The sequence below is a fragment of the Bradyrhizobium sp. GW821-FHT13H06 genome, assembly GCF_058803975.1.
Genome location: NZ_JBXAPN010000001.1, coordinates 542,677 through 565,483, shown reverse-complemented (window position 1 = coordinate 565,483; position 22,807 = coordinate 542,677). Strand labels below are relative to the sequence as shown.

Sequence of the window (22,807 nt, the reverse complement as noted above, 5' to 3'; positions counted from 1 at the left end):
CGGCCGATAGGTTCAAATCACCGCGGCATCCGCTGCGCTGCTCCGACGGGCTCTCAAGCGCTCGCCAAGCTGAAAGCGGGCATCGCGGCGATATTCTTCCGTGGACGTCCAGTTCGGCGAGACCCAAGTGGTCCATCCAAGTCGTCCGCTCTGGCCGAGTCTGACCGGGGCGACCTCTCCCGCTGGAATGGCGAGTTCAACCTCCCACTCCAGTTCGTCGCCGATATAAAAGAAGACGGCGTCCGCCAGCGGTTCCGACAAGTTGCGGCTTTCGGTCGGCAGAAACTGCTCGTATTGAGCAAAATTCTTGACGAAGACCCGAACTCTGATCTTGTCCTCGACGCTGAACACCCGTGAGCCGAGAAGAGCGTCTCGACCGAGGCTGGCATGTGCCTGCCCGATCCGGCTGCAGTGACTTGGGTCGAACGCGAGCCAGGTCCCGACGAACTCGTCGATCTCGACTTTGACATCGAACAGCCCCTGCAGGAACCGCGTCAGCCGTGACGCGCACTTCGCCCTGGGGGCGATAAGCCCGGCGAAGCCGAGCTTCGCCATGTCCGGTACGGTGTCCCGATTGGCGAAGACGTCGGAGCCGAGGCCTGCGAAGGAGCCGACATAGGCGATGAAGCGATCCTCAGCCGGCCGATCGTGCTGCGCGATCGGGCGCGCATCGGCCCAGGCGCGAAAAAACAGCTGCAGGAAGCGCCCGTTGAGCAGGTCGAGAAATCGCGGGAAAGCGTCATCCCGCATGAGCCACCAGCTGAGACTTTCATCGGTGGTGGCAAGCGGCAGCGCGCCCTGCGGCCCGAGCAGACCCAGAAACTTGACGAGTATCCTGAGCCGGCCGTCCTGGTCGTCGACCGCTGCAAGATTGGAGGCGGGGAACTCCAAATAGGGGACTTGGCCGAGGTCAACATACTCCTCGCGGCGCGCGGCGCTGTCACCGATCCGCGGTCGATCCCGGTTGGCTCGCTCCAGCTGGCGCAGCGTATTGAAGAAATCGAACCGCCAGGGTTCGGACTTCATCTGGTCGATCAGCGTCACAACGGTCTCCGCGTGCCCATGCGCGGTTGCCACCGCATGATCTCGCCGCGCTCCGGCGTGGAGATGACTGTCTGGGTAAACGTGTTGAAGCCCGAATAATCGGCGAAGAATCGCTCCAGTACGGCTCCGAGCAAGAACACGCCGCTCCCCTCGAAAGCCTTCTCGTCGAGTACGACGGTGATCTCCAGCCCGCGCGCTGCGCCGCTACCCGTGCGCTCTCGCACCCGCCGCACTACCGGCCGGCTTTCGATCGAGCGCACGCCGCGGATCTTGCGTTCCGTGGCGTCGTCGTACTGGTCGGCGAACAAAGACAGCATTTCGCGCAGCGCGCCGGCGTTCTTGCCGCCGCCACGCTCGACAAGGCCAAGGTAGTTCAGGCTCAGCATGTTGATCAGCCGCCAACTGACAACTCCGCTATTGGCGACCTCGCTGCGGCTGCGCAACTGAGCCACCACCGGCTCCCGTGGACGTGTGGGACCGGCGACGCACACCAGATCGAGGGACGTATCATCCAGCAGGCGGAAGTCAGCGCCGCCGTGGCCAACCGGCAGGTGCTCCGTGAGGTGCCGATTGGAGCACAGCGCCCGGACGCTGAGTTCGGCAACGGGGTTTTCTCCGCTCAGCTCACCAGGCTCGAGCAGTGACAGGAACATGTCGGTCCCGGTGTAGTCGGACGATGAGCCGTACGTCTTCTCCTCCATTGTGCGGCGTCGAGGCAGGCGGCGGACGGTGAAATAGAGACCCTCGACCGATCCGCTGGTCGGGTCGACGGCAGCCGAATACAGCGGGCGCACCAGCCGCTTGTCCTTCTCCGCCGGAAGGTGCGCGTAGACTTCGATCACTTGGTGCGGTTCGTATTCGAGATAGCGACTACGATCGGGCACCACGTGGTATTCGTGGGTATTCGATTTGACGGGGATGCGATCGCTCGTCTTCTCGAACAGATTGATCGCCGGCGCAGTATAGAGCTTGAAGCTGTCGGGACGCACCGCGGCAGCGAGCCGCGAATTGTGTTCATCGAAAGCGAAGACGATATCGATCGACTTGCTGCGCAGGCGCGGCATCACGCTGCGAAGTCCGGTCAGGTTGACCCCAAGGAACTTGCGTGGAAATGCGAAATATTCCCGCAGCAGCTCCGAGCCACGGAAGATCCGATTATCGTTGGGAAACAGCGACTCGTTCTCATCGAAGCCGATCTGTTGAACGCAGTCGAGCGGCGCACGCGTCACCACGGGATCGCCGAAGTCGTCGAGATGGCGGAAGTAGACACCTCTGCAATTCGCGATCAATTGCTCGTAAAGCGCGATGGAATCCGACTCCGCGCCGGAGAGGTAGATCGGGAGCTCGCCCACGCGGCAGCCTGCAAACCAGGTTTCCGGTTTGGTCCGGGCCTCGGTGTCGGGCGGCTCCTCCTCGAGCCGGGCCGCGGTACGGTGGGTCAACGACAGTCTCAGTCCCGCTATGACATCGCCGCCGACCGGTATCCCGAGTGCCTGCAGTGCGCCGGCTGTCGAAAAGTATTCGGCGCCGTTGAGGTCGAACGGCCAGAGCACGATATCGCGGCAAAGTCGAAATCGGCAGGCGAGGCTTCGTTCTCTCTCGCGGTACGTGGCGTCGAAATACGCGCCGCGCGCGATCTTCTTGCCGTCGCGCAGCGCCGGATCGGCATAGGGTGGCCGCGCCGCGACCAGCATGGCCGATGGAGTCGGGGCAAGATAGTTCGGAACCAGCTGTTCGAGCAGGTTTGCGGTGAATTCAGGAAATTCGTGCTTGAGCTTCAGCTGGACGCGGGCGGCGAGAAACGCGGCGCCCTCCAGCAGGCCGGTGATCATCGGATCCGAGCGATCCCGGATCAGGCCGCCGAGGCGTTCCGCGATTCCGGGGAATTCTTCGGCGAAGTCTCCCGCCTGCTCGTACAGCAGTGACAGTTCACGATTGTAGAAGTCCAGGAATTCGCGGTTCATGCTAAAGTCGGTTGATCTGAATATCGCCGCTGTCGAGCTCGACGTCGGCGACGAATTCCACGGGAACGTTGAGCGGTTCAGCTTTCATGTCGGCGTGAACGATGAAGCGCAGCTTGAGCTGCTCAGGGCCGACCGAGCCGTCACGGCGGACACGGATCGTCTTGCGATCGAGCCTCGGCTCAAAAGTCGTCAGGGTCTCGCGCAGCGCGTCGCTGAGTTCATCGTCCGTGACCTCGTCGATCGAACGATGGGCAATATCGGGAAAGCCATAGTTCAGGATCGACATTCGCACGCAATCCCGGCCGGTCATGTCCAGCGTCGATTCCAGAGCGATCGTATTGAGGAGCGTTTCGAGGTCATGGGAGACCTCGCGCCGCAACAATGTTTCCGAGATCGGATGGCGTCCGGTGCTGCGCCGGCCCGCGATGATCCGTTCACCGGACTGGTCGCGCAGATTGAGCTCCTTGCGCGCATCACGTGCCTCGTGAGCCGCGCGAAAGGCCAGCATGAGCGGTGGAGAAAGCCGATCCTTTTTTGGCGTAAGCGTCATTCCGGTCCCCATGTCGGCCGGCGCATATGCAGCTTCAGGGGCGGCAATTGGCGTCCGGCGTGACCTGCCGTGATCAAACGTCCAGCCCGAAAACCGGGATAGCCCGAAAGGTGCGGGCGGGATCGCGTCGCATGGCACCGGTTTCCGCTATCGGTAACCGGCGCCAGACGAGGAGCCGTAGATCAAGCCCATTCCTTGTTGGCAGGAACGTCCCAGCCGAAGGTCGGCGACGCGCCGGCGGCGCCCTTCTCCGTCTGGGACTTGTAAGTCATCTTGACCTTCGCGAAGTTCAGACTCACGTTCTCGGTGAGACGCTCTTCGCCGTGCGATCCGCCGGTCGACACGCTGGTGACCAGAACGTGCTTCATCTCGATCTTGAGATATTCCAGTGGGTTCTCGCCGGCCTTGCGAACGGTGAGGATCGCGGTATCAATGTGCTTGCCGTTCGCGCAGACCTTGAACAGTTCCGGCGTGGCCTTGTCAACGAAGTGCGTGAAGTGGAGATCCTGGACGCTGACCTTGCCGGCGCCGCCGCCGGATCCGCTGTGGAATGTACCGGTCTGGCTTTCGCCGAAAGACCAGCTCAAGACATCGATTTCGTCAGGATGTTTGTCGTCCTTCGATTCGCCCTTGATCGGATCGAGTTTCAAGAAAATATCGACAGCCATAGCATAATCCTCTCAAAAATCTTGATAGTGACGGTCGCGATGACGTGACGTCAGGAGCTCGGGCCTGGCAGGCGCGAGACGAGGCTGAGGCCGACGTCCATCGCTTCAAGTTGAAAGTGGGGACGGAGAAAGAAGCGTGCGTTGTAGTATCCCGGGTTCTCCTCGTTTGCTATGACCTCAACCTTCGCAGCGGCCAGCGGCTTGCGCGCTTTCTGAGCTTCTGACGACAGGGCTGGATTGGCATCAACGTATTCGTTGATCCAGGTCTGCAGCCAGACCGTCAGCTCATCCTTCTCCTTCATGGATCCGATCTTGTCGCGAACCATGCACTTCAGATAGTGCGCAAAGCGAGACACTGCGAACATGTAGGGCAGACGTGACGATAGGTTGTCGGACGCGGTTGCATCCACGCCTTTCTCGCCGAAATACTTCTTCGGCTTGTAGAGCGACTGCGCACCGATGAAGGCCGCCTTGTCGGTGTTCTTGCGATGGATCAGCGGGATAAGGCCCGCCTTTGCAAGTTCGTGCTCGCGACGATCGCTAATGGCGATCTCGGTCGGGCATTTCAGGTCGACGCCGCCGTCGTCGGTCGGGAACGTGTGCGTCGGCAGGTTGATGACCTCGCCGCCGGACTGCACACCGCGGATGCGCGTACACCAGCCGAACTCCTTGAAGGCGCGGTTGATATTGACTGCCATCGCGTAGGCGGCGTTGATCCAGCCGTATTTGTCGCCGGTATGCCCGTCGGTTTCTTCCTCGAAGGCGAACTCCTCCACAGGCTCGGACTTGGCGCCGTAGGGGAGGCGACCCAGTACCCGCGGCATGCAGAGACCGAGATAGCGTGAGTCATCCTGGTCGCGCAGTCCCTTCCAAGCCGCATATTCCGGCGTGTCGAACACCTTGCCGATGTCGCGCGGATTGGACAGTTCGGTCCACGAATCCATTCCCATCAGCGTGGGTTCGGCCCCGGCGAAGAAGGGGGCGTGGGCCGCGCCGGCAATCTTGCTGAGATCGCGCATCAACTGCACGTCGGTGGGCAGATGGCTGAAGTAGTAGTCTCCGATTAGGCAGCCGAACGGCTCGCCACCCAACTGGCCGAATTCGTACTCGTAGACCTGCTTGAACAGCGGGCTCTGATCCCAGCGGGCGTCCGGGTAAAGCCGGAGGTTGCGATAGAGCTCACTCTTGGAGACGTTCATCACGCGAATTTTGAGATTGGCGTCCGTCTCGGAATTGAAGACGAGGTAATGCAGACCGCGCCAGGCGCTTTCGATCGCCTGGAACTCCGGTGCGTGGAGGATCTCATTCATCTGCGCGGTGAGCTTCTGGTCGATCCGCGCGATCATCTCCTCGATGGTGTCGAGGACGTCGGATTTGATGACGCTGGTATCCTTCAACGCTTCCTGGACGAGCGTTGATACCGCGTTTTCGACTTCGGTCGCCGCGCGTTCGGTGCGAGGCTTGAAGCTTTGCTTCAGCAGGGTCGCGAACTCGTCAGCCTCGACGGTCCCGAGCTGAGTAACGGTTGCTTTCTGACCAGCTTCTTTTGCCATGGTCCCCAGTCCTTCCCTTATTTCTCAACGTCGGGTTCGGTCGGCTGGCCGGCTGCGCGCTCCTGCAGCGCGGCCATCAGTTGCGGGTCGCTGAGAAGCTTCTTCAACTGATCCTCGGCGGCCACCTTGCCGTCCATGTAGCGCAGCAGGTTGGCGAGCTGTTCGCGGGCCTCCAGCAGCTTGGCCGTGGCTGGAACTTGCCGGGCGACCGCCACCGGCGAGAAGTCGGCCATCTTGCTGAAGCGCAGGGCGACGGAAATCTTCTCGTCGGGCGCATCGCCCAGACGATTGGCCACGCGTGTCGTCACGCCGGGTTGAATTGCCGCCATGCGGTTGTCGAAATTGTCCATGTCGAACTCGAGGAATTTGCGCTCCTCGACCTTGGACTTCTCGACGCCGGCATTGTTGCCGGAAAGGTCGGAGAGGACGCCCATGACAAACGGCAGCTCGATCAGCCGCTCGGCGTCATAGGGATCTTCGTATGTGATGTGCACGCGCGGTGCGCGGTTTCGCCGGATGAATTTTTGACCGCTGTCCGTAGCCATGGCTGCCCTCTCTACAAAATCGCTTTGGAAACCGACTTGCGCGACGCAGGCTGATAAGGCGGCTCAACTCGCATTCGACAAGCTTCCTTATGTCCTGTTAGTGCCGTCGAGCGAAAAGCGGGTTCAATGCGATTTGTCGATTGTCTTGAGCGTCCCCTCGGGCAGGACGTCATTCAAGAGGCTGAGGAAGTCTCGCTGCGCGAGATCGCGCGCGCGATCGACCAAAAAAGGGATCGGGCTGGACGGCTCTGCGGCTCGGAAAAATGCCGCCACCTTCGCCAGCAGGCCCAGAGCTTGAGTTCTGTTTTCTGCACAAAAAACAATATCTTGAGATGTGTTCTCGACCGTGGACGAGGGTGTTATGGCGAGCTCCGCCATCCGTTCGATCGGCAGGTCGAAAACCTTGTCGCGCCCGATGTTGATCGCGGCGCTTTCCACGTGGGTGGGCACCAGCATCCGCATCACCTCGATGAATGACTTGCCGACCATTTCCTGCGCCTGGCGCACCAGCAACAGCGCCGGGTTGGACGGTTCCATTCGGGAAAAATAGTCCGCTGCGGCCGCAAGTGCTGCGGTGGCCTGCGCTGACGAAGCCAGCGCGCCGGTCGTTTCCAGTGGCGCTTGCGCGTCAACCGGCGCGGCATCGTCCGGTAGCGCGGCCACTGCGGCCGGATCACGCTCCGTGACAAGCCCCGCAAGCCACGCGGCCATACCGTTTACGACTCCGGAGACTCGATCGAGGCTGATGGGTTGACCCGTGTTCAACTTTTCGTGCCAGATCGCCTTGATGCCTGAAATTTCAGCCGCGACCGCCGAGCACCGGCCACTCACGGCCTTGAGGGTGTCGAGATCCGTATCGCCGATGATGCGCTCGATGGTCGCTAGATCGGGGCCGCCCGCGTCGGGATCGCCGGACGCAATTTCGCCTTTGGCGACCTGATAGGCCCGGTAATTGAGGCTGCCATGCCTGCGGTTTTCGATCAGCGGAAGGAATTGGAGGGGGTTGATCACGGTTGGAAACACATCGATCGCTTCGATCGTGACGGCCCGAAGAGCGTAGTCGTCGTCTTGGGCCCTCGGATGCACCGCTTCCCACTGATCCCTCAGCAGCGTGGTGGTCGCCTTCAGGCAATTCAGAAAGCCGTCGAGATCCCGGTTGAGGATGGAGAACTTGGCCAGCAGCATGTTCAGCCGCAGATCGCGGGTGCGCGCCAGAAGGGGTCGTACGGCCTCAAACTGGCCCGCGATATCGACGGCCTTTGGATCGAATCGTCCGCGCTCTCCATTGGCGTTGACGACCTCGAAATACGACATCGGCAGCAGGGATTCCGCACCTGCGAAAAAATTGAGGTACTGAATGTCGCCGGCGGCGTCGAGATCCGGCCCGCAGGGATCATCGGCCGCTATGGCCTGGGTGAGGGATGCGACGTCGAGCATGCGAGGATCGTCCGTCTCCTGAGCCATCCGCCCCTGTGCCGAAGCCCGTGTCGTCCAGAGGATCGGGCAGGGGAAGATCACGATCTGATTGCCTTGGTAGGTCAGATCGATGATGGCCCTGGTTCATTCCCCAACGATCATGACAGTTTCGCGTGAACCGGCAAGCTCTTGGAGGCGACTATACTTGAGGGGCGAGGTGGTTCTTTGGACGGCTGCCGTGGCGCGTCAGAAGGCCCACCCACCCTCGGGGCGGACTTGCCGGCCCTGTCAGCGGCAGAAGGGATTTCCGTGGTTCTTGCATGACGCCTGATCTGCACTTCTGCCGATCACGCGGACGAAGAGGGAGTTAACGCCCACATGGGCCAGCTTACCCAGGATACCCGCCTCTGCGAGCTCAAGACGCCTCTCGGCAAAGACGTTCTGGTTTTCGTCGGATACGAGGCTTCGGAAGGACTTAGCGAACTCTTCGAATATCGCATCGAGTGTCTCAGCGAGGATGCCGATCTCGACTTCGACCGCGCGATCGGCAAGCAGTGTACGCTGACCATCAAGCTGCACGAAAAGGAACGCGAGTTCAGCGGCATTCTCACGGAAGCCCAATGGCTGGGGGTGAAGAACGACTACTTCAGCTATCGGATCGTGCTGAGGCCTTGGCTATGGCTGTTGTCGCGAACCACCGACTGCCGGATCTGGCAGGACAAGAAGGCGCCCGACATCATCAAGGAGGTCTTCAACGATCGCGGCTTCACCGACTATGAATCCAAGCTGACCGAAGAGGGCTCCTGTCCGAAGCTCGAATATTGCGTTCAGTACCGGGAGACCGATCTGAATTTCGTTTGCCGGCTGATGGAACAGCACGGCATCTACTACTATTTCAAGCACGAGGGCGGCAAGCACACGCTGGTGTTGGCGGACTCCAAATCGTCGCACAGCCCGATCAACGGTCTTGCCACGATACCCTACATTCCGCTGACGGGAGCCGATCGGCGCGGCGAGCAACACATCTACGAATGGGTCGCGGAGCGCCAGTTTCGGACCGGCAAGGTCGAGCTCAACGACTACAACTACCAGAAGCCCAACGCGCAGATGATCAGCGACGCTAAGGGTAACGAGCACTACACGCGGTCGGAGATGGAATTCTATGACTATCCAGGCAAGTTCAAGGAGAAATCCGACGGCGAGCGTTACGCGAAGATCCAGCTCCAGTCCGAACAAGCCATGGACCGGCGGCGGCGCGGCAACGGCGACGCGGTCAACCTGTTCCCAGGCGGACTGACCAAGCTCGAAAAGCACCACAAGGACTCGCAGAACATCGAATATCTCGTGGTGCGAGCCACCCATTCGTTCTCGATCGAATCCTATCGCACTGGCGGCCCGAGCGACGCCGGCCAACACGTCTATTTCGGCAGCTACGAGTTTCTGCCGAGCGATCGGCCGTTCCGCGCGCCGATGCTGACGCCGAAGCCGAGGATCAACGGCGTCCAGACCGCCAAGGTGGTGACCAAGGACGACAATTCCAGCGAGGAGATCGACGTCGAAAATCTCGGCGAAATCTATGTCCGGTTCTTCTGGGACCGGAAGAAAAAGCGGTCATGCCGGTTGCGCGTCGCCCAGGTCTGGTCCGGCAAGAAGTGGGGCGGTCAGATCATTCCGCGCGTCGGACAGGAGGTGGTCGTCGAATTCCTGGAAGGAGATCCGGACCGGCCGCTGGTGATCGGCACGGTGTATAACGACGAATACAAGCTGCCTTACGATCTGCCGTCCAAGAAGACGATCGCGGGATTGAAATCGGACTCCACCAAGGGGGGCGGCGGCTACAACGAGTGGAACTTCGAGGACAAGAAGGGCTCCGAGAAGATCACGGTGCACGCCGAGAAGGACCACGACGTTACGGTCCGCGACACCGAGACGCGGACTATCGGTGAAGCCGCGCTCGGTGGTGACACCCGCAAGACCACACTCGTCAACGGCAATGACAAGCTCGACATCGAGCTGGGCGGCCAGCATATCACCATGACGATGGATCAGTCCGTCAACGCAGGCCTGACCATCACGCTCATGGCGAACGTCAACATCACCCTGCAGGTTGGCCCCAGCCAGATCATCCTGACCCCTGCGGGTATCGTCATCAACGCGCCGACGATCGCGATGACGGCGCAGGGCGCCATGGCACTTGCAGCCGGGGGCCCGCTGGGCGCCCACGGCCTGCCAACTCTTGTCGGCTGACCGCTATGAGCCAGGTTCGGTTCGCTACGGTGCAGGATCTGTTTCAGGCCTATCCCATGGCGCGCCATGACGTCGGCAAGGCCGAAGTCGACAAGCCTTCGCTGGACTTCCTTCAGGACGCCACCGATGCGCGCAATTGGCACGGAGCCGTCTCTTTCTGCGCCTATCTGCTGCCCAGGCGCGTGGCGGTTGCCTGGGGATGCCGCTCGTTGCGACGGATGTTCGACCAGTTCGACGCCAACGACAGCAGGTCGCTGAATTTCGTGGAGACCTGGGTCCGGCAGCCGGACGAGCAATCCCGGAACAAGGCCCTGGCGGTCGGCAATGCCAACGATCCCGAGCAGCCGGCGACATGGCTGGCGCTGGCGGCCGGATGGTCCGGCGGAAGCGTGGTTCCGGCAGAATTTGCGCCGGTCGAGGCCAAGCCCGACCAAGCCGCGCGCGCGGTGCGGGCGGCCCTGCTGATCGCCCTTTGCCGGCTGCCCCGCGAGTCCCGGGACCGGATAATGACGGCATGCCTGGAGGATGGTATTCAATTGGCACGCGGCGAACCGCGCCCTCCGCGCTGATGAGACGATGAGATGGTGCTTCGCTTCAATATCGAGAACGAACCGAACCTTCCGGACGGCGGCCCTGTATCATTTTCGGTCACGGGCAGGCGTTCGGTCGATATTGGCCGGGACCGTCACCTCGACTGGACGTTGCCCGATCCGACACGGATGATTTCCGGAAAGCATTGCGAGGTGCATTTTCGCGACGGCGCCTATTGGCTGCATGACGTCTCGACCAATGGCACTTTTCTCAATGGCACCGACCAGCGCATCCGGGGGCCACACCGGTTGCGCGACGGCGATCGACTTACCATTGGCCACTACATCATCGGAGTTTCACTGGAGGACGAGGCGGGCGGGCGCGTCCCGGACCGCGAGGTGCAACCGCGCGTCTCTCCCGTCCAGCAGCATGCCGGGTACCAGGAGCTTTGGGCGGCCGACCGCGACGTGCCGCCGCCGATCGATCCGCAGCAGCTGAAGAACCCACGCGAGGCGGCGCGGCCGATCAATCCGGAGTTTCTGGATTGGGCCGCGAGCGTCCCGGCGCCGGGAGTGGATCCGTTTCGACGTCCATCGCCGACGCCTCCGCACCAGCCCGATGCGCAGGACGACATGAGCTGGGCCACCGGCCAGGTTGCGACGCCGAGAGCACTGGTCGAGCCACCACCCGCCATGCCGACCCCGCGCCGGCCATCGGTGTGGACCGATGATGGAACAGCGCCCGTCCAGCCGCCGCCATCGCCCGCGCGGCCACCCGTTGAGCAGTCCCGCCCGGCACAAGTGGTGAGCGAAGGGCCAGCCGCGGCCAAGCCGGTCGGCGGCACCGAGTTCGCGCCGCTGGTGGCACGTGCTGCGGGCTTGCCGGACAATTTCTTTGCCAACAAGACCGACGCGGAGCTCGCCGAACAGCTCGGCATGATCTTGCGCATGACCGTAGACAATCTGATGGCGCTGCTGCAGGCGCGAACTCAGGCCAAGCAGCTGACCCGCAGCACCAGCCAGACGACTGTCCAGGCCGTGGAGAACAACCCGCTGAAATTCTCGCCGACCTCGGAAGAGGCCCTGCGCATATTGTTCGGGCCGCGGACGCGCAGCTATCTCGACGCGCAACGAGCCTTCGCGCAGGGCTTCGGCGACCTCAAATCGCATCAGTTGAAGACGTACATGGCGATGCAGCACGCCGTCCACGAGCTCATCGCCGGCATCGATCCGACGCTCATGGCGCGCGAGCTCGAGCTTCAGCGCGGCGCAAACTCCTGGTTCGGCTCGAACAAGGGCAAACTCTGGGACGAATTCCTGACGCGCTGGAAGGCGCATCTCGGCCGCGACAATAGCGCGCCGATCGATACTTTCATGTTGCATTTTTCGGACTATTACGACCGCGCCGACAAGGGCGGCTCAAAGTGACTATCGGCGACCACGCGGTCGCCAAACGCTGCTGAGTGGATGTAGGAATGTCTTGGTACAGCAAGGTTTTCTGGTCAGAAGGACTGTTTCTGCGGCCGCACCATCTGCAGCAGAACGATCGCTATATCGAACATTTGCTGGAAAAGCGCGTTCGCTACACAACGCCATACCCCTGGGGATTCGCCCAGCTCGAGATCGACAAGGACCTCACCGAACAGAGCAAGTTCGCGGTGCGCAACGCGTCCGGTGTCATGCCGGACGGAACGCCGTTCGACATCCCCGCGGACAGCCCGATTCCGGAAGCGATCGAGGTGCCGGATTCTGCCGCCGGCCAGATCGTCTGGCTGATGATGCCGATCGCAGCGCCAAACACCCGCGAGGTCGATGAGGATCGCACCGACAGCGCCAGTCGCTATGTTCGCACGTCCGAGACCTTCATCGATTCGACCTCGGCGCTGCGCATCGAGGAAGAGATCGACATCGCTTATCCGCGGTTGTCGTTCGAACTGCGCAAGACCAGCAAGCCGGGATACATGGGACTCGGCATCGCGCGCATTCTGGAAGTGCGCGACAAGAACATCCTGTTCGACGACAAGTTCGTGCCGCCGATGCTGGTCTGCGCCGCACATCCGATCATCGACGGCTGGCTCAATCGCATCATCGGCTGGGTCGAGACCAAGCTCGACGAGCTGGCACGTTACGCGGTCGATCCGTCGTCCGGGGGCGGGTTGCAGAGCGTCGACTATCTGGTGCTGCAGGTGCTGAACCGGACCATTCCCGTGCTGACCCATTTCCAGCGTTCAGGCAGCGTTCACCCGGAACGGCTGTACGAGGAGCTGCTGAGGTTTGCCGGTGAGCTTGCGACGTTTGCCACACCAGAACGTCGTGCTCGCAACTATCCGGCGTACGATCACGACGATCTCGAGAATATCTTCACACCCCTGGTGAGCGACATCCAGGACTTCCTGAGCGCGCGGCTGGGCCGGCGGGCGATCCGCCTGGAGATCATCGAGCGCGCCCAGAATGCGTTCGTGTCGCCGATCCGCGATCGGGCGCTGTTCCGGAATGCGACCCTGGTGCTGGAGGTCGCCGCACGGCGGCCGCTCGTGGAGATCCAGAACGACTTCCCGCATTTGTTCAAGGTCGGCCCGAACACCAAGATGAACGAGATCGTGCACGCCAACTTGCCAGGGTTGACACTGGTGCACCTGCCGACTCCGCCGCCGCACATCCGGGCCATCACCGATCACGTCTATTTCTATCTGGATCGCAAGTCGCCGCTATGGCCAGAGTTCAGCACGGCGGCCTCGATCGGGATGCATTTCTCCGGCGACTGGCCGGAGCTCGAGCTGTACCTTTGGGCTATCCTGGAAGACAGGCCATGAGCGATAGGGACAAGCCGGTCAATCCTTTCGGTCGGGGCGAGCGGACGATCATTCGTCCCAATCCCGGCGGGAGGTTGCCGCCGGCGCCCACCGCTCAGCCTCCGGCGGGCGAGGGACCCGCAGCACGTCCAAGCTATTCGCCGTCACCTGTGCCGTCTCCCGGCGCGCCCGCGCCGTCCTCGCCGCCATCCTCTTCTCCCATTCCGCAGCGCCCGAGCTACGCCGCTGCGCCGACCAGCCAGCCGGCCGAGGAATGGATATCGACACCCGCGCAGGCACCGGTGCAGCAGGGGATGCTGCCGCCCGGACCGCCGTTGCGCATCGACGATCTGGTGGCGCCAAACGCCAATCCGGTGATGCGTGCGGCCGGCCCTTTGCTGCAATTGCTTGGCCGGTTGCGCGTGGCGCTCATGCGCGCGTCATTCGCAAGTCTGATGGAGCAGGTCGCCGATGCGATCAAGTTCTTCGAGAAGGATATCCGTTCGGCGGGGATCTCCGAGCATCAGGCCAACACGGCGAAATACATCCTATGCGCTACCGCCGACGATATCGTGCAACACATCCCGACCGATGAGCGCCACGTCTGGACGCAATATTCCATGCTGAGCCGATTCTTCGGCGAGCGTGTGGGTGGTGTCCGTTTCTTCGAGATCCTCGACCATTTGAAGGTTGATCCGCTGATCAACTATCCAGTGCTCGAACTGCAGCATGCCTGCCTCGCGCTCGGCTTCCAGGGCATCCACCGTACATCGGCAGGCGGGCTTGCGAACCTGCAGGTGATCCAGCGCAACCTCTACGAATTGTTGCGCCGGGTCCGTCCCAAGACGGTGAGCGACCTGTCGCCCAACTGGAGGGGGCAGGCGCTGGCCGGTCGCCGGCAGCGTCTCCGCGTTCCGGTCTGGCTGGTGGCAGCCGTGGCCGCCGCGCTATTGACGGGGTCCTATTTCGTCCTGCGGACGCTGCTGGCCGGCCGGGCGGAGAACGCTGCCGAAGTCGCTCTGGCGCTGCATCCCAGCGATCCGATCGAGCTCAAGCGCAAGGTCATTGCACCACCGCCACCGCCGCCTCCGCCGCCACCGCCGGACCGTATCACCCAGCTGCAGCGCATCCGCAACGCGCTCGCCAAGGAGAACACCGCCTGTGCCATGACTGCGGACCAGACCGCGAGCTTTATCGTGATCAGGGTCTGTGACCTCGCGTTGTTCTCGTCGGGCCAGGCCACCATCCTCGACGGCTTCAAGCCGGTTGCAGCCCGCGTCGCGGCAACCCTCGACAAGGAGCCGGGACGGATCCGGGTCGTCGGTCACACCGATAGCTCGCCGATCCGAACAGTGCGCTTTCCTTCGAACTTCGAGCTGTCGGTCGAGCGCGCCAAGGCGGTTGCCGCCGCGCTGAAGCCCGGCCTGACCGATGGTTCGCGCGTCGACGTTGACGGCAAGGGAGCGGACGCGCCAATCGCACCCAATTCGACGCCTGACGGACGCGCCAAGAACCGGCGTGTCGAGATCTTCATCGAACGCAGCGAATAAGCAGGCTCCACGGCTCACGCGGTTTGCGACAGGTACCGATCAATGCTTGCCAAGGATATCATCCGCATCATTCTCTACGGAGTCGGGCTCAGCTCGCTCGGCGCCGTGATCTATTTCGCAGGGCCCTTCATTGCATTCGGCGACTGGCATCCGCTCGAGAACCACATCATCCGCCAGATCGCGATTCTGCTGCTGGTCACGGCCGTGGCGGGCTTCGCCGGCTTCAGCTTCTTCAAGCGGCGCAAGAATGCCAAGGAGATCGCCGACGGGATCAGCGCGGCAGATCAGCCCGTCAGCGACGAGCCGGTTCTCAAGGAGCGCATGAAGGATGCGCTCGCCACGCTGAAGACCGCCAGCGGCAACAAATCGAGCTATCTCTACGATCTGCCCTGGTACGTCATCATCGGCCCGCCCGGCGCCGGCAAGACCACCGCGCTGGTCAATTCCGGGCTCAAATTTCCGCTCGCACGCGGCGCGACGCCGGCTGCGGTCGCGGGGGTCGGCGGCACCCGCTATTGCGATTGGTGGTTTACCGAGGAGGCCGTGCTGATCGATACGGCCGGCCGCTATACCACTCAGGATTCCAACGCCAAGGCCGACAAGGAAAGCTGGCTGGCCTTCCTCGACATCCTCAAGAAGAGCCGGTCACGCCAGCCGATCAACGGCGTCCTGGTCGCCATCAGCATCGAGGACGTGCTGACGCTGCCGAAGCAGGAGCTCGCGCTTCACGCCGACGCCATCAGAATGCGCCTGCTCGAGCTGCATCAGAAGCTCAAGGTCAGCTTCCCCGTCTACGCGCTATTTACCAAGGCCGATCTCGTTGCCGGCTTCACCGAATATTTCGCCTATCTCGGCGAGGCCGGCCGTCGCCAGGTCTGGGGTGCGACATTCCAAACCGCTGACAAGACCCAGAATCTGGTGGGACAGATACCGGTCGAGTTCGACCGTCTGCTGGAGCGCCTGAGCGAGGAGACACTCGACCGACTGCAGGACGAGCCGACGCCGCAGCACCGCGTGCAACTCTTCGGCTTCCCGGCACAGATGGCGCGGCTCAAGCCCCAGATCCACGACTTCCTCAACCAGATCTTCGAGCCAACGCGCTACCACGTGAACGCGAACCTGCGCGGATTCTACTTCACCTCGGGTACGCAGCAGGGGACGCCCATCGACCAACTGATCGGGTCGCTCGCGCGCACGTTCGGCGCGGAGGAGGTCGGTTCCGGATCCTATTCAGGGACGGGCAAGAGCTATTTTCTCGCCGATCTCATTTCCAAGGTCATCATCGGCGAGGCCGACTGGGTCTCGACCGACCGTGCGGCGGTGCGCCGCGCACTGATTCTGAAAACCGCAGCGCTATCCTTGATCGGTCTGGTCTCGATCGGGCTGATCGCAGGATGGCTGACCAGCTACAAGCGCAATTCCGACTTGATCGCGCAGAGTGTGCAGGCGGACAACGAATATGCAGCCGCCGGGGCGCCTCTCATCAAGCAGACGCTGATCGACGATCATGATCTCGACAAGGTGTTGCCACTGCTCTATCGGCTGCGCAACGCCCCCGCAGGCTACGGATCGCGCAACGAGTCGGTGCCCCTGTCGGCCCGTTACGGGCTCAGCCAGCACGCCCGGCTGATGTCGCCCGCCAAGGCGGCCTATCATGCGGCGCTCGAGCGCATGTTCAGGCCACGCCTGCTGTATCGTTTGGAGGAGCAGCTCAACGCGCGCATCAACGAATCTGCGTTCGTCTACGAGGCGCTGAAGGTCTATCTGATGCTCGGCGGCCTGCAGTCGCCGGACCGCGAGCTGATCCGCTCCTGGATGCAGCGCGACTGGCAGGACAACCTCTATCCCGGTGCAACCAACGCAGAAGGACGGCGCCTGCTCGATGAGAACCTCACGGCGATGTTCGACCTCGAGACGGAGCAGCCCCCGCTTGTCGAGCTGGACGGCCGGCTGATCAAGCAGGCGCAGAATTCGCTCGCGCGCCTGAGCGTGTCGCAGCGCGCCTACGAATTCCTGAAATCCGAGGCTCGCTCATCGACTGCAGGCGACTGGATCGCCGCCCGCCGCGGCGGTCCTGATATGGCGGTCGTGTTCGAAACCACGACGGGGCAGCCTCTGGACGCTGTGCGGGTGCCCCAGTTCTTCACGTATAACGGCTTCCAGCAGAACTTCATCGCCCGGCTGCCGGGTTTGTCGGAGCGCATGAAGAAGGAACGCTGGGTTCTGGGCGATGCCGGCCAGCAGTCGGTCATCGACCAGCAGTACGACAACCTCGCCGGCGACCTCTTGAACATCTATTCCAACGAGTTTGTCACGACTTGGCGAACCGCGCTGGGCAGCTTGCGTCTGAAGAAACTGCTCGCCGACAAGCCGAAATACGAGGTGCTAAGGGCGGTTTCGGCGCCGACCTCACCGATGCGGCAAATCCTGGAATCGGTGCGCGACGAGACGATGCTGACCAAGGAACGGCCGAAGCCGGCGAACGCTGCGACGAACCCGGCCACGCCTGCTGTGGCCGCGCCGCCACTGTTCACCAACGCCCAGGATGGACCACCCGGGACGACGATCGAAGCGCAGTTCAAGCCATATCATGCGGTGCTGGAAGGCGACAGCACCCGCCGGCCGATCGACTCGACCATCGCCAACCTGAACGACATCGCACAGAATCTGACTCTGATCGTCGAGAACCCGCAACTGACCGCGCAGGCGACCGCTTCGCTTCAGAGCCAGGTTGCGGCCCTGCGCAACAATGCCTCGCGCATGCCGCCGCCGTTCTCCGACATGCTGCGCGCGGCCGCCGCGGAGTTCGAGGGCAGCATTGCCGCCTCGACTGCCGGACAGATCCTGCAGGCGCTGCGCGATCAGGTCACGCCGGTTTGCCAGCAGACGGTGACCAACCGGTATCCGTTCGTCCGCGGCAGCAATCAGGAGGTGCCACTCGCCGATTTCGCCAAGCTTTTCAGCCCGAACGGCGTCATGGACAAATTCTTCACCCAGTTCCTGGCATCTTACGCCGACACTTCGCGATCAGATTGGACGTGGCGGAAGGAGAGTCCCGTCGGCCGATCGTTCTCGCCCGACACGCTGAAGCAGTTCCAGAATGCGGCCTATGTCCGCGACGCCTTCTTCCAGACCGGCGGTGGCGTGCCGGCGGTGTCGTTCGCGATCCGGCCGCCCGGGGCGTCCGGACCGGGCGTGACGGTCAAGACCGAGATTGGCGGCACGACGATCACCAGCCCGGTCACGCCGGGCCCGCCCACGGCTTCGTCCATGTTCGGCGGGCCGCAACCTCCGCCACCACCGCCGCAGCCTCAGAGCAACACACCGACCACCATCCTCTGGCCGGGTCCGTCGCCGCGGACGGCAATTTCGGTCAGCAACGATTTCGGGCCGCCATCCGTGCTCGAGCGCATCGGTCCGTGGTCGTTGTTCCGGATGCTAGAGGCTGGATCCTTGGTGGTGAAAGCGGAAACCGCCAGCGCGACTTTCATCGTCGCGGGGCGCGAGCTCAACTATCAGATTTCGACCGGGTCGTTGCGCAATCCCCTCAACCTGTCGGTGCTCCGCGAATTTCGTTGCCCGACCGGAATATGACCATGCGTTGTGGGCTATTCGGCAAGATCGGCGCGAAGCGTGATTTCATCGCGATCGCCACCCCGCGCAGCTTCCTGGAAGCCTGGGAGCCATGGGTGCAGTCTGCGCTGTCGGCCAGTCGTCATCAGCTTGGCCCGGGCTGGCAGCAGGCGTTCCTGACCGCACCGGTCTGGCGATTCTGGCTTGGCGCGGCCATCTGCGGCACGACGGTGGCGGGGGCAATGATGCCTTCGCTCGACGGGGTGGGGCGGTACTATCCATTGACGCTGCATGCGGTGTCGGACGAAAGCGCCTTACTGCCGCCGCCGAGCATCGATCCTCAGGATGAATGGTACGGGCAGGCGGAGGCGTTCCTGCTTTCGACCCTGGATCAAACTTCAACCTTTGAGCAGATATCGGGTGCCCTGGATCGTCTCGCGGTGCCGCGACCGCAGGCGCCGATCGCCGACGGATCGCAAATGATCGCACTGGGCGCAACGACCGTCGGAGCGGTTTCGGCGGATGACGCATTCACCAAGTCCTTTGCCGCGCTTTCCGCTGCCAGTCCGCAGATCTATGCTGCGGCAAGTTTCTGGTGGACCGCGGGTGGCGAAGGCTTTCCATCAATGGCGCTCGCTTGCCGCGGATTGCCGGACCCATTTCACTATTCCACAATGCTGACCGGCGATCTCGGCCGTTCAGCATCCGGGACGGGGTGACGCGCGATGGTGCATGTCCCTTCCTTGTTCGATGTCGGCAGCGTCACTCATGCCGGACGGGTGCGGACGCGCAACGAAGATTCGTGCCTGGTCCGGACCGATGTCGGCCTGTGGGCCGTCGCCGACGGTATGGGCGGTCACGAGGCCGGCGATCTCGCCAGCCGCATCGTCGTGCAGTCGCTTGATACGATCGGCTTGCCGGACTCGGCCGCCGACTTGCTGGCGCAGTGCGAGGAGCGGCTGTTCCACGCGAACCGACAGATCCTGTCGCTCAGCAAGGAACGGCAGGGGGCCACCGTCGGCACCACGGCGGCGGTTCTGCTCGTGCGCGACGGCTATTATGCCTGCATATGGGCGGGCGACAGCCGGGTCTACCTGGTCAACCGGGGCAGCATCAATCAGGTATCGCATGATCACAGCGAGCTGGAGGAACTGATCGCCGGCGGCGCGGTGTCGCGCGAAGACGTCAAGGATTGGCCGAGCAATGCCATTACCCGGGCCGTTGGCGTCGCCGATGATCCGGAGTTCGAGGTCGTGACAGGTCCGGCCGAGCCGGAAGACGTCTTCGTGATCTGCAGCGACGGCTTGACCAAGCATGTGCAGGACGACGAGATCCTGCAGCATGCGATCACGCGGCACGCCCAGGCGGCTTGCGATGACATGCTCGCTTTGGCTCTTGATCGGGGAGGGCTCGACAACGTGACGATCGTGGTTGTGCGGCTGCTGGTGCCGCGATCCTCAGAGCCGACAAGATCGCCGCTGGATCGGGAGCCGCAACCATGACCGTCAACGATCCATTCCCGTCGGGCTACCGCGGTGTGCCGCCCGGCACCCGCCTCAACGGCATCTACGAGATCGAAGCGGTGATCGGCGCGGGCGGCATGGGTGAGGTCTACAAGTGCCGTGAGATCCAGACCGGATCGCCGGTTGCGGTGAAAATGCTGCTGCCCGACATGGTCGACAACGAGGCCGCGCTCGCGCTGTTCCGGCGGGAGGCAGCGGCGCTTCACAATCTCCCGCACGACGCGATCGTTCGCTACTTCCTGTTCACCGTGGAGCCCGTGCTGCAGCGACCGTATCTCGCGATGGAGTTCGTGAACGGCCGTTCGCTCTCGAACATGCTCGACGAAGGGCCGTTGACTTTCGAGGCGCTGGTCAAGCTGATGCAGCGCGTTGCATCGGGACTGGAGGCCGCCCACGAGCATGGCATCATCCATCGCGACGTTTCCCCGGACAACATCATCGTGCCGCTCGACGATGTGAGACGCGCCAAGATCATCGATTTCGGCATCGCCCGATCGACCCAGATGGGTGACAAGACCATCATCGGTTCGGGCTTCGCCGGCAAGGACAACTACGCGTCTCCGGAACAGGTCGGCCTGTACGGCAACGAGATCACAGCGAAGTCCGACGTCTACAGCTTCGGCCTCGTGCTGTTCCATGCGCTGACCGGACAGAAGCTCGACATGGGCGGAAGCCAGTTTCAACTGGTGGAGAAGCGCCGGCGTGTGCCCGATCTCGGTGCGGTAGACATGCGCATCAGACCTTTGCTGGAGCGGATGCTGCAGCCCGATCCGGCGTTGCGTGCGACCATGGCGGAGGTCGCCAAATGGACGCCGACAGGTCCGCCTCAGACATCCACCGCGCCGCTGTCCGGCTTCGATCCGCTGGCGCGGCCGGAAACCGCGGCGCCGGCCTGGCAGGACAGGGCGCCCTCAACCGCGCAGAAGAGGCCGCGCAGTCTCTGGCTCTATGCGAGCGCAGCCGCGGTGCTGCTCATGTTGGCCGGGGGTGGATATGCCTTCTACAAGCTGGTGTGGTCGGCACCTGGCGCGGCGGGCTTGCCGCCGCCTCCGAAACTGGCGGGGACAATGTCGCCGCCGAAAGTCGAGCCCTCTGCACCACAGCCCGGACGTCAGGAGCCGGTGAAGCTGTCACCACCGCCGACGGTGACGCCCACTCCGCCAGCCGAGGGGCAGGGACGAGCCGAGCGCATCCGCAAATATGTAACTCAATATTCCGGCGGCGATTGCTTCTTCATTTTGCCGGTTGCGGTCAGTCAAACCGCCGCCGTGATCGAAGGCTACGGCGCCTCGACGGCCCCGTTCGATACGTTCGACAAGGCGTTTCGGCGGGACCAGGGATTTGAAGCTTCGGTCGGTGTCCGGCAGGTGACCCAGGCCCAGTGCCCGGCCGTCAAGTTCTTGAGCCAGGTGGGAAGCGATCAGATGCGAGTGCCGCGCGTCACCCTGTCAGCGACGGAACTGAAGGCTGGCGAAACCCTCAACGGCACCATCGAGAACTTCGCCAATCGTGTGGTGGAATTGCTCATGGTATCGGATCGCGGTGAGGTGCAGAGCCTGTCTTACCTCCTGAAGCCGGGTATTGACTCGCTGTCGTTTTCGCTCCCGGTCCCGAGCGCGAGCGGTCCGCAACTGATCTTGGCCGTAGCGACTCCGCAGGTTCTGGACTCGTTGCGCCAGCCGCGACCGACCGCTGCCGACACGTTCTTCCTGCAGGCGCTGAGTGACGCCCAGCGCAACCGCGTGACGATCACCGCGGCCGCGCGCTACGTGATGCTTACGAACTGATCGGCGCTCAGAATTTTCCAATGACCAGGATCTTCAGGTCGGTATCCGGCTTGAAATCGCTTGCCGTATATTCAAGCGTGCTTCCGGTCGGGGAGGCCTTGAGACGGCCCTGGCAGAAGCTGACCATGCGGTCGCTGCCACCCGGGTCGATGGTCAGCTTGAACGCCCGGATCGGCCCGGCCCAATTCGCGCCGGTCTTGAGCACGTATGAAATGCGCCGCTCCTGCAGCCTGGCGGTATTGGCCGTGCCGTCGCCGGCGCGCTTGTCGAGCTCGGCAAGGAACCCATCCGTGACGCAATAATCCTTCCGGTAACGCGCGACTTCCGGGCCGAGTGCGTTGCTGCGCCGCAGGCCCGGGCGCAGTATGGTGTCAGCACTGGAGCCGACGCTCGGCCGATACTGGTGTTCGACGACAACGGTGCGCGAGGGCGGAAACACCTGCTGGCGCACGGCAGACGTCCTGGTGACCCAGCCTGGAGCATATTGCTGACGGCCGTTGTCGCTCATTCCGGCGGGCATCAATAGCCCCTCGTCCACAAGTCGGGTTCGGGTTGCTGCCGGGAGGTCGGTCACGCGGATCTCGCGGCTGCCGATGGGCAACAGCGGCAGCTTGAGCTGGCGGAGCAGTGCGCTGACATCCTTGTCGCCAATCATGGCGCGCTGATCAATCGTCAGCGGCGCTGGGCTGCCGTCGATCCTGGTCTCGAAGTCGACGAAGTTCACCGGGTCGTTCGACGGCAGCGCAATGCTATCGGCCTCCGACAAGTCGATGTCGGGCAGCGGAAAGGCCACAGTCAGCGTAACCGGCTTGCTGGTGACGTTGGCGAACTGATAGCGAACAATGATCCTGTCGAGTGCGATACGCAGGTCCTCGCTCTCCATGGCCACATCGCGGGTGCGAACGAACTGGAGCCCTCCGATCGACAATTCGGCGGCCGAGTCGTTGGCCCGTGCCGGCCAATTGGTCGCAACCAACAGCGCGACCATCAAGGATCGGACCCGCAACGACGCGCGGGGCAGCGGTCCGTTCAGCATGCTCGTCTCCATACGGCGTCGCAACATGT

The 22,807-nt window shown here is 62.8% G+C and carries 17 protein-coding genes; 9 read left to right on the top strand and 8 right to left on the bottom strand.

From position 1 onward, the window contains the following. Nucleotides 1-12 precede the first annotated feature (12 nt). From tssG to AC1RQP_RS02665, 7 genes are all read right to left on the bottom strand, one after another. Entirely contained in the window at nucleotides 13-1,077 is a 1,065-nt protein-coding gene (gene tssG, locus AC1RQP_RS02695) for a type VI secretion system baseplate subunit TssG (protein WP_492935836.1), read from the bottom strand. Next, on the bottom strand, nucleotides 1,041-3,008 hold the full coding sequence (gene tssF / locus AC1RQP_RS02690) for a type VI secretion system baseplate subunit TssF (protein WP_239623589.1): 1,968 nt from the start codon (nucleotides 3,006-3,008) through the stop codon (nucleotides 1,041-1,043). The genes tssG and tssF overlap by 37 nt, the downstream gene beginning before the upstream one ends. 1 nt (nucleotide 3,009) lies before the next feature. Beyond that, on the bottom strand, nucleotides 3,010-3,558 hold the full coding sequence (gene tssE, locus AC1RQP_RS02685; protein ID WP_345946211.1) for a type VI secretion system baseplate subunit TssE: 549 nt from the start codon (nucleotides 3,556-3,558) through the stop codon (nucleotides 3,010-3,012). A 182-nt stretch (nucleotides 3,559-3,740) separates the two neighbouring features. Continuing rightward, nucleotides 3,741-4,226 carry an Hcp family type VI secretion system effector gene (locus tag AC1RQP_RS02680; RefSeq protein ID WP_028178524.1) on the bottom strand — a complete coding sequence of 162 codons (486 nt, stop codon included), beginning with the start codon at nucleotides 4,224-4,226 and terminating at the stop codon, nucleotides 3,741-3,743. A 50-nt stretch (nucleotides 4,227-4,276) separates the two neighbouring features. After that, nucleotides 4,277-5,779 (bottom strand): type VI secretion system contractile sheath large subunit, encoded by a 1,503-nt coding sequence (gene tssC / locus AC1RQP_RS02675; RefSeq protein ID WP_028178525.1) that lies wholly within the window; start codon nucleotides 5,777-5,779, stop codon nucleotides 4,277-4,279. A gap of 17 nt (nucleotides 5,780-5,796) precedes the next feature. Continuing rightward, nucleotides 5,797-6,324, bottom strand: a complete 528-nt coding sequence (gene tssB, locus AC1RQP_RS02670) for a type VI secretion system contractile sheath small subunit (protein ID WP_492935835.1) — start codon at nucleotides 6,322-6,324, stop codon at nucleotides 5,797-5,799. Between the two features lie 123 nt (nucleotides 6,325-6,447). Further along, complete coding sequence (locus AC1RQP_RS02665; RefSeq protein ID WP_492935834.1) at nucleotides 6,448-7,761, bottom strand: type VI secretion system protein TssA; 1,314 nt, start codon at nucleotides 7,759-7,761, stop codon at nucleotides 6,448-6,450. A 357-nt stretch (nucleotides 7,762-8,118) separates the two neighbouring features. Between AC1RQP_RS02665 and AC1RQP_RS02660 the strand changes: the two genes are divergently transcribed. The 9 genes from AC1RQP_RS02660 to AC1RQP_RS02620 are packed head-to-tail and all read left to right on the top strand — an operon-like array spanning nucleotide 8,119 to nucleotide 21,742. Continuing rightward, complete coding sequence (locus tag AC1RQP_RS02660) at nucleotides 8,119-9,987, top strand: type VI secretion system Vgr family protein (protein WP_239623592.1); 1,869 nt, start codon at nucleotides 8,119-8,121, stop codon at nucleotides 9,985-9,987. A gap of 29 nt (nucleotides 9,988-10,016) precedes the next feature. After that, entirely contained in the window at nucleotides 10,017-10,556 is a 540-nt protein-coding gene (locus AC1RQP_RS02655; protein ID WP_244430064.1) for a DUF6931 family protein, read from the top strand. A 12-nt stretch (nucleotides 10,557-10,568) separates the two neighbouring features. Continuing rightward, nucleotides 10,569-11,945, top strand: a complete 1,377-nt coding sequence (tagH, locus tag AC1RQP_RS02650; RefSeq protein ID WP_239623594.1) for a type VI secretion system-associated FHA domain protein TagH — start codon at nucleotides 10,569-10,571, stop codon at nucleotides 11,943-11,945. A 47-nt stretch (nucleotides 11,946-11,992) separates the two neighbouring features. After that, nucleotides 11,993-13,330, top strand: a complete 1,338-nt coding sequence (gene tssK / locus AC1RQP_RS02645) for a type VI secretion system baseplate subunit TssK (protein WP_026201979.1) — start codon at nucleotides 11,993-11,995, stop codon at nucleotides 13,328-13,330. Beyond that, nucleotides 13,327-14,859: a type VI secretion system protein TssL, long form gene (gene tssL / locus AC1RQP_RS02640; RefSeq protein WP_492935833.1), complete on the top strand. Its 1,533-nt coding sequence runs from the start codon at nucleotides 13,327-13,329 to the stop codon at nucleotides 14,857-14,859. Before tssK ends, tssL begins: the two co-directional genes overlap by 4 nt. Nucleotides 14,860-14,901: 42 nt before the next feature. Continuing rightward, a complete protein-coding gene (tssM, locus tag AC1RQP_RS02635) occupies nucleotides 14,902-18,453 on the top strand; it encodes a type VI secretion system membrane subunit TssM (RefSeq protein ID WP_492935832.1) in 3,552 nt (1,183 codons plus the stop codon). Further along, the gene (tagF, locus tag AC1RQP_RS02630; RefSeq protein WP_492935831.1) at nucleotides 18,450-19,151 is read left to right on the top strand and encodes a type VI secretion system-associated protein TagF; all 702 of its coding nucleotides are present in this window, start codon (nucleotides 18,450-18,452) and stop codon (nucleotides 19,149-19,151) included. Before tssM ends, tagF begins: the two co-directional genes overlap by 4 nt. A 6-nt stretch (nucleotides 19,152-19,157) precedes the next feature. Continuing rightward, nucleotides 19,158-19,934, top strand: coding sequence for a PP2C family protein-serine/threonine phosphatase (locus AC1RQP_RS02625; RefSeq protein WP_345946121.1), 777 nt, complete (start codon nucleotides 19,158-19,160; stop codon nucleotides 19,932-19,934). Further along, the gene (locus AC1RQP_RS02620) at nucleotides 19,931-21,742 is read left to right on the top strand and encodes a serine/threonine-protein kinase (protein WP_492935830.1); all 1,812 of its coding nucleotides are present in this window, start codon (nucleotides 19,931-19,933) and stop codon (nucleotides 21,740-21,742) included. Before AC1RQP_RS02625 ends, AC1RQP_RS02620 begins: the two co-directional genes overlap by 4 nt. A gap of 7 nt (nucleotides 21,743-21,749) precedes the next feature. On the opposite strand, the gene AC1RQP_RS02615 is transcribed toward AC1RQP_RS02620, so the two are convergent. After that, nucleotides 21,750-22,730: a DUF4424 domain-containing protein gene (locus AC1RQP_RS02615; protein WP_492936367.1), complete on the bottom strand. Its 981-nt coding sequence runs from the start codon at nucleotides 22,728-22,730 to the stop codon at nucleotides 21,750-21,752. Between the last annotated feature and the right edge of the window lie 77 nt (nucleotides 22,731-22,807).

Coding starts and splice junctions, on each gene's coding strand:
- tssM (WP_492935832.1), top strand. CDS start 14,902: ATGCTTGCCAAGGATATCATCCGCATCATTCTCTACGGAGTCGGGCTC.
- AC1RQP_RS02660 (WP_239623592.1), top strand. CDS start 8,119: ATGGGCCAGCTTACCCAGGATACCCGCCTCTGCGAGCTCAAGACGCCT.
- AC1RQP_RS02620 (WP_492935830.1), top strand. CDS start 19,931: ATGACCGTCAACGATCCATTCCCGTCGGGCTACCGCGGTGTGCCGCCC.
- tssE (WP_345946211.1), bottom strand. CDS start 3,558: ATGACGCTTACGCCAAAAAAGGATCGGCTTTCTCCACCGCTCATGCTG.
- tssL (WP_492935833.1), top strand. CDS start 13,327: ATGAGCGATAGGGACAAGCCGGTCAATCCTTTCGGTCGGGGCGAGCGG.
- AC1RQP_RS02615 (WP_492936367.1), bottom strand. CDS start 22,730: ATGGTCGCGCTGTTGGTTGCGACCAATTGGCCGGCACGGGCCAACGAC.
- tssB (WP_492935835.1), bottom strand. CDS start 6,324: ATGGCTACGGACAGCGGTCAAAAATTCATCCGGCGAAACCGCGCACCG.
- AC1RQP_RS02665 (WP_492935834.1), bottom strand. CDS start 7,761: ATGCTCGACGTCGCATCCCTCACCCAGGCCATAGCGGCCGATGATCCC.
- tagH (WP_239623594.1), top strand. CDS start 10,569: ATGGTGCTTCGCTTCAATATCGAGAACGAACCGAACCTTCCGGACGGC.
- tssC (WP_028178525.1), bottom strand. CDS start 5,779: ATGGCAAAAGAAGCTGGTCAGAAAGCAACCGTTACTCAGCTCGGGACC.
- AC1RQP_RS02680 (WP_028178524.1), bottom strand. CDS start 4,226: ATGGCTGTCGATATTTTCTTGAAACTCGATCCGATCAAGGGCGAATCG.
- tssK (WP_026201979.1), top strand. CDS start 11,993: ATGTCTTGGTACAGCAAGGTTTTCTGGTCAGAAGGACTGTTTCTGCGG.
- tssF (WP_239623589.1), bottom strand. CDS start 3,008: ATGAACCGCGAATTCCTGGACTTCTACAATCGTGAACTGTCACTGCTG.
- tagF (WP_492935831.1), top strand. CDS start 18,450: ATGACCATGCGTTGTGGGCTATTCGGCAAGATCGGCGCGAAGCGTGAT.
- AC1RQP_RS02625 (WP_345946121.1), top strand. CDS start 19,158: ATGGTGCATGTCCCTTCCTTGTTCGATGTCGGCAGCGTCACTCATGCC.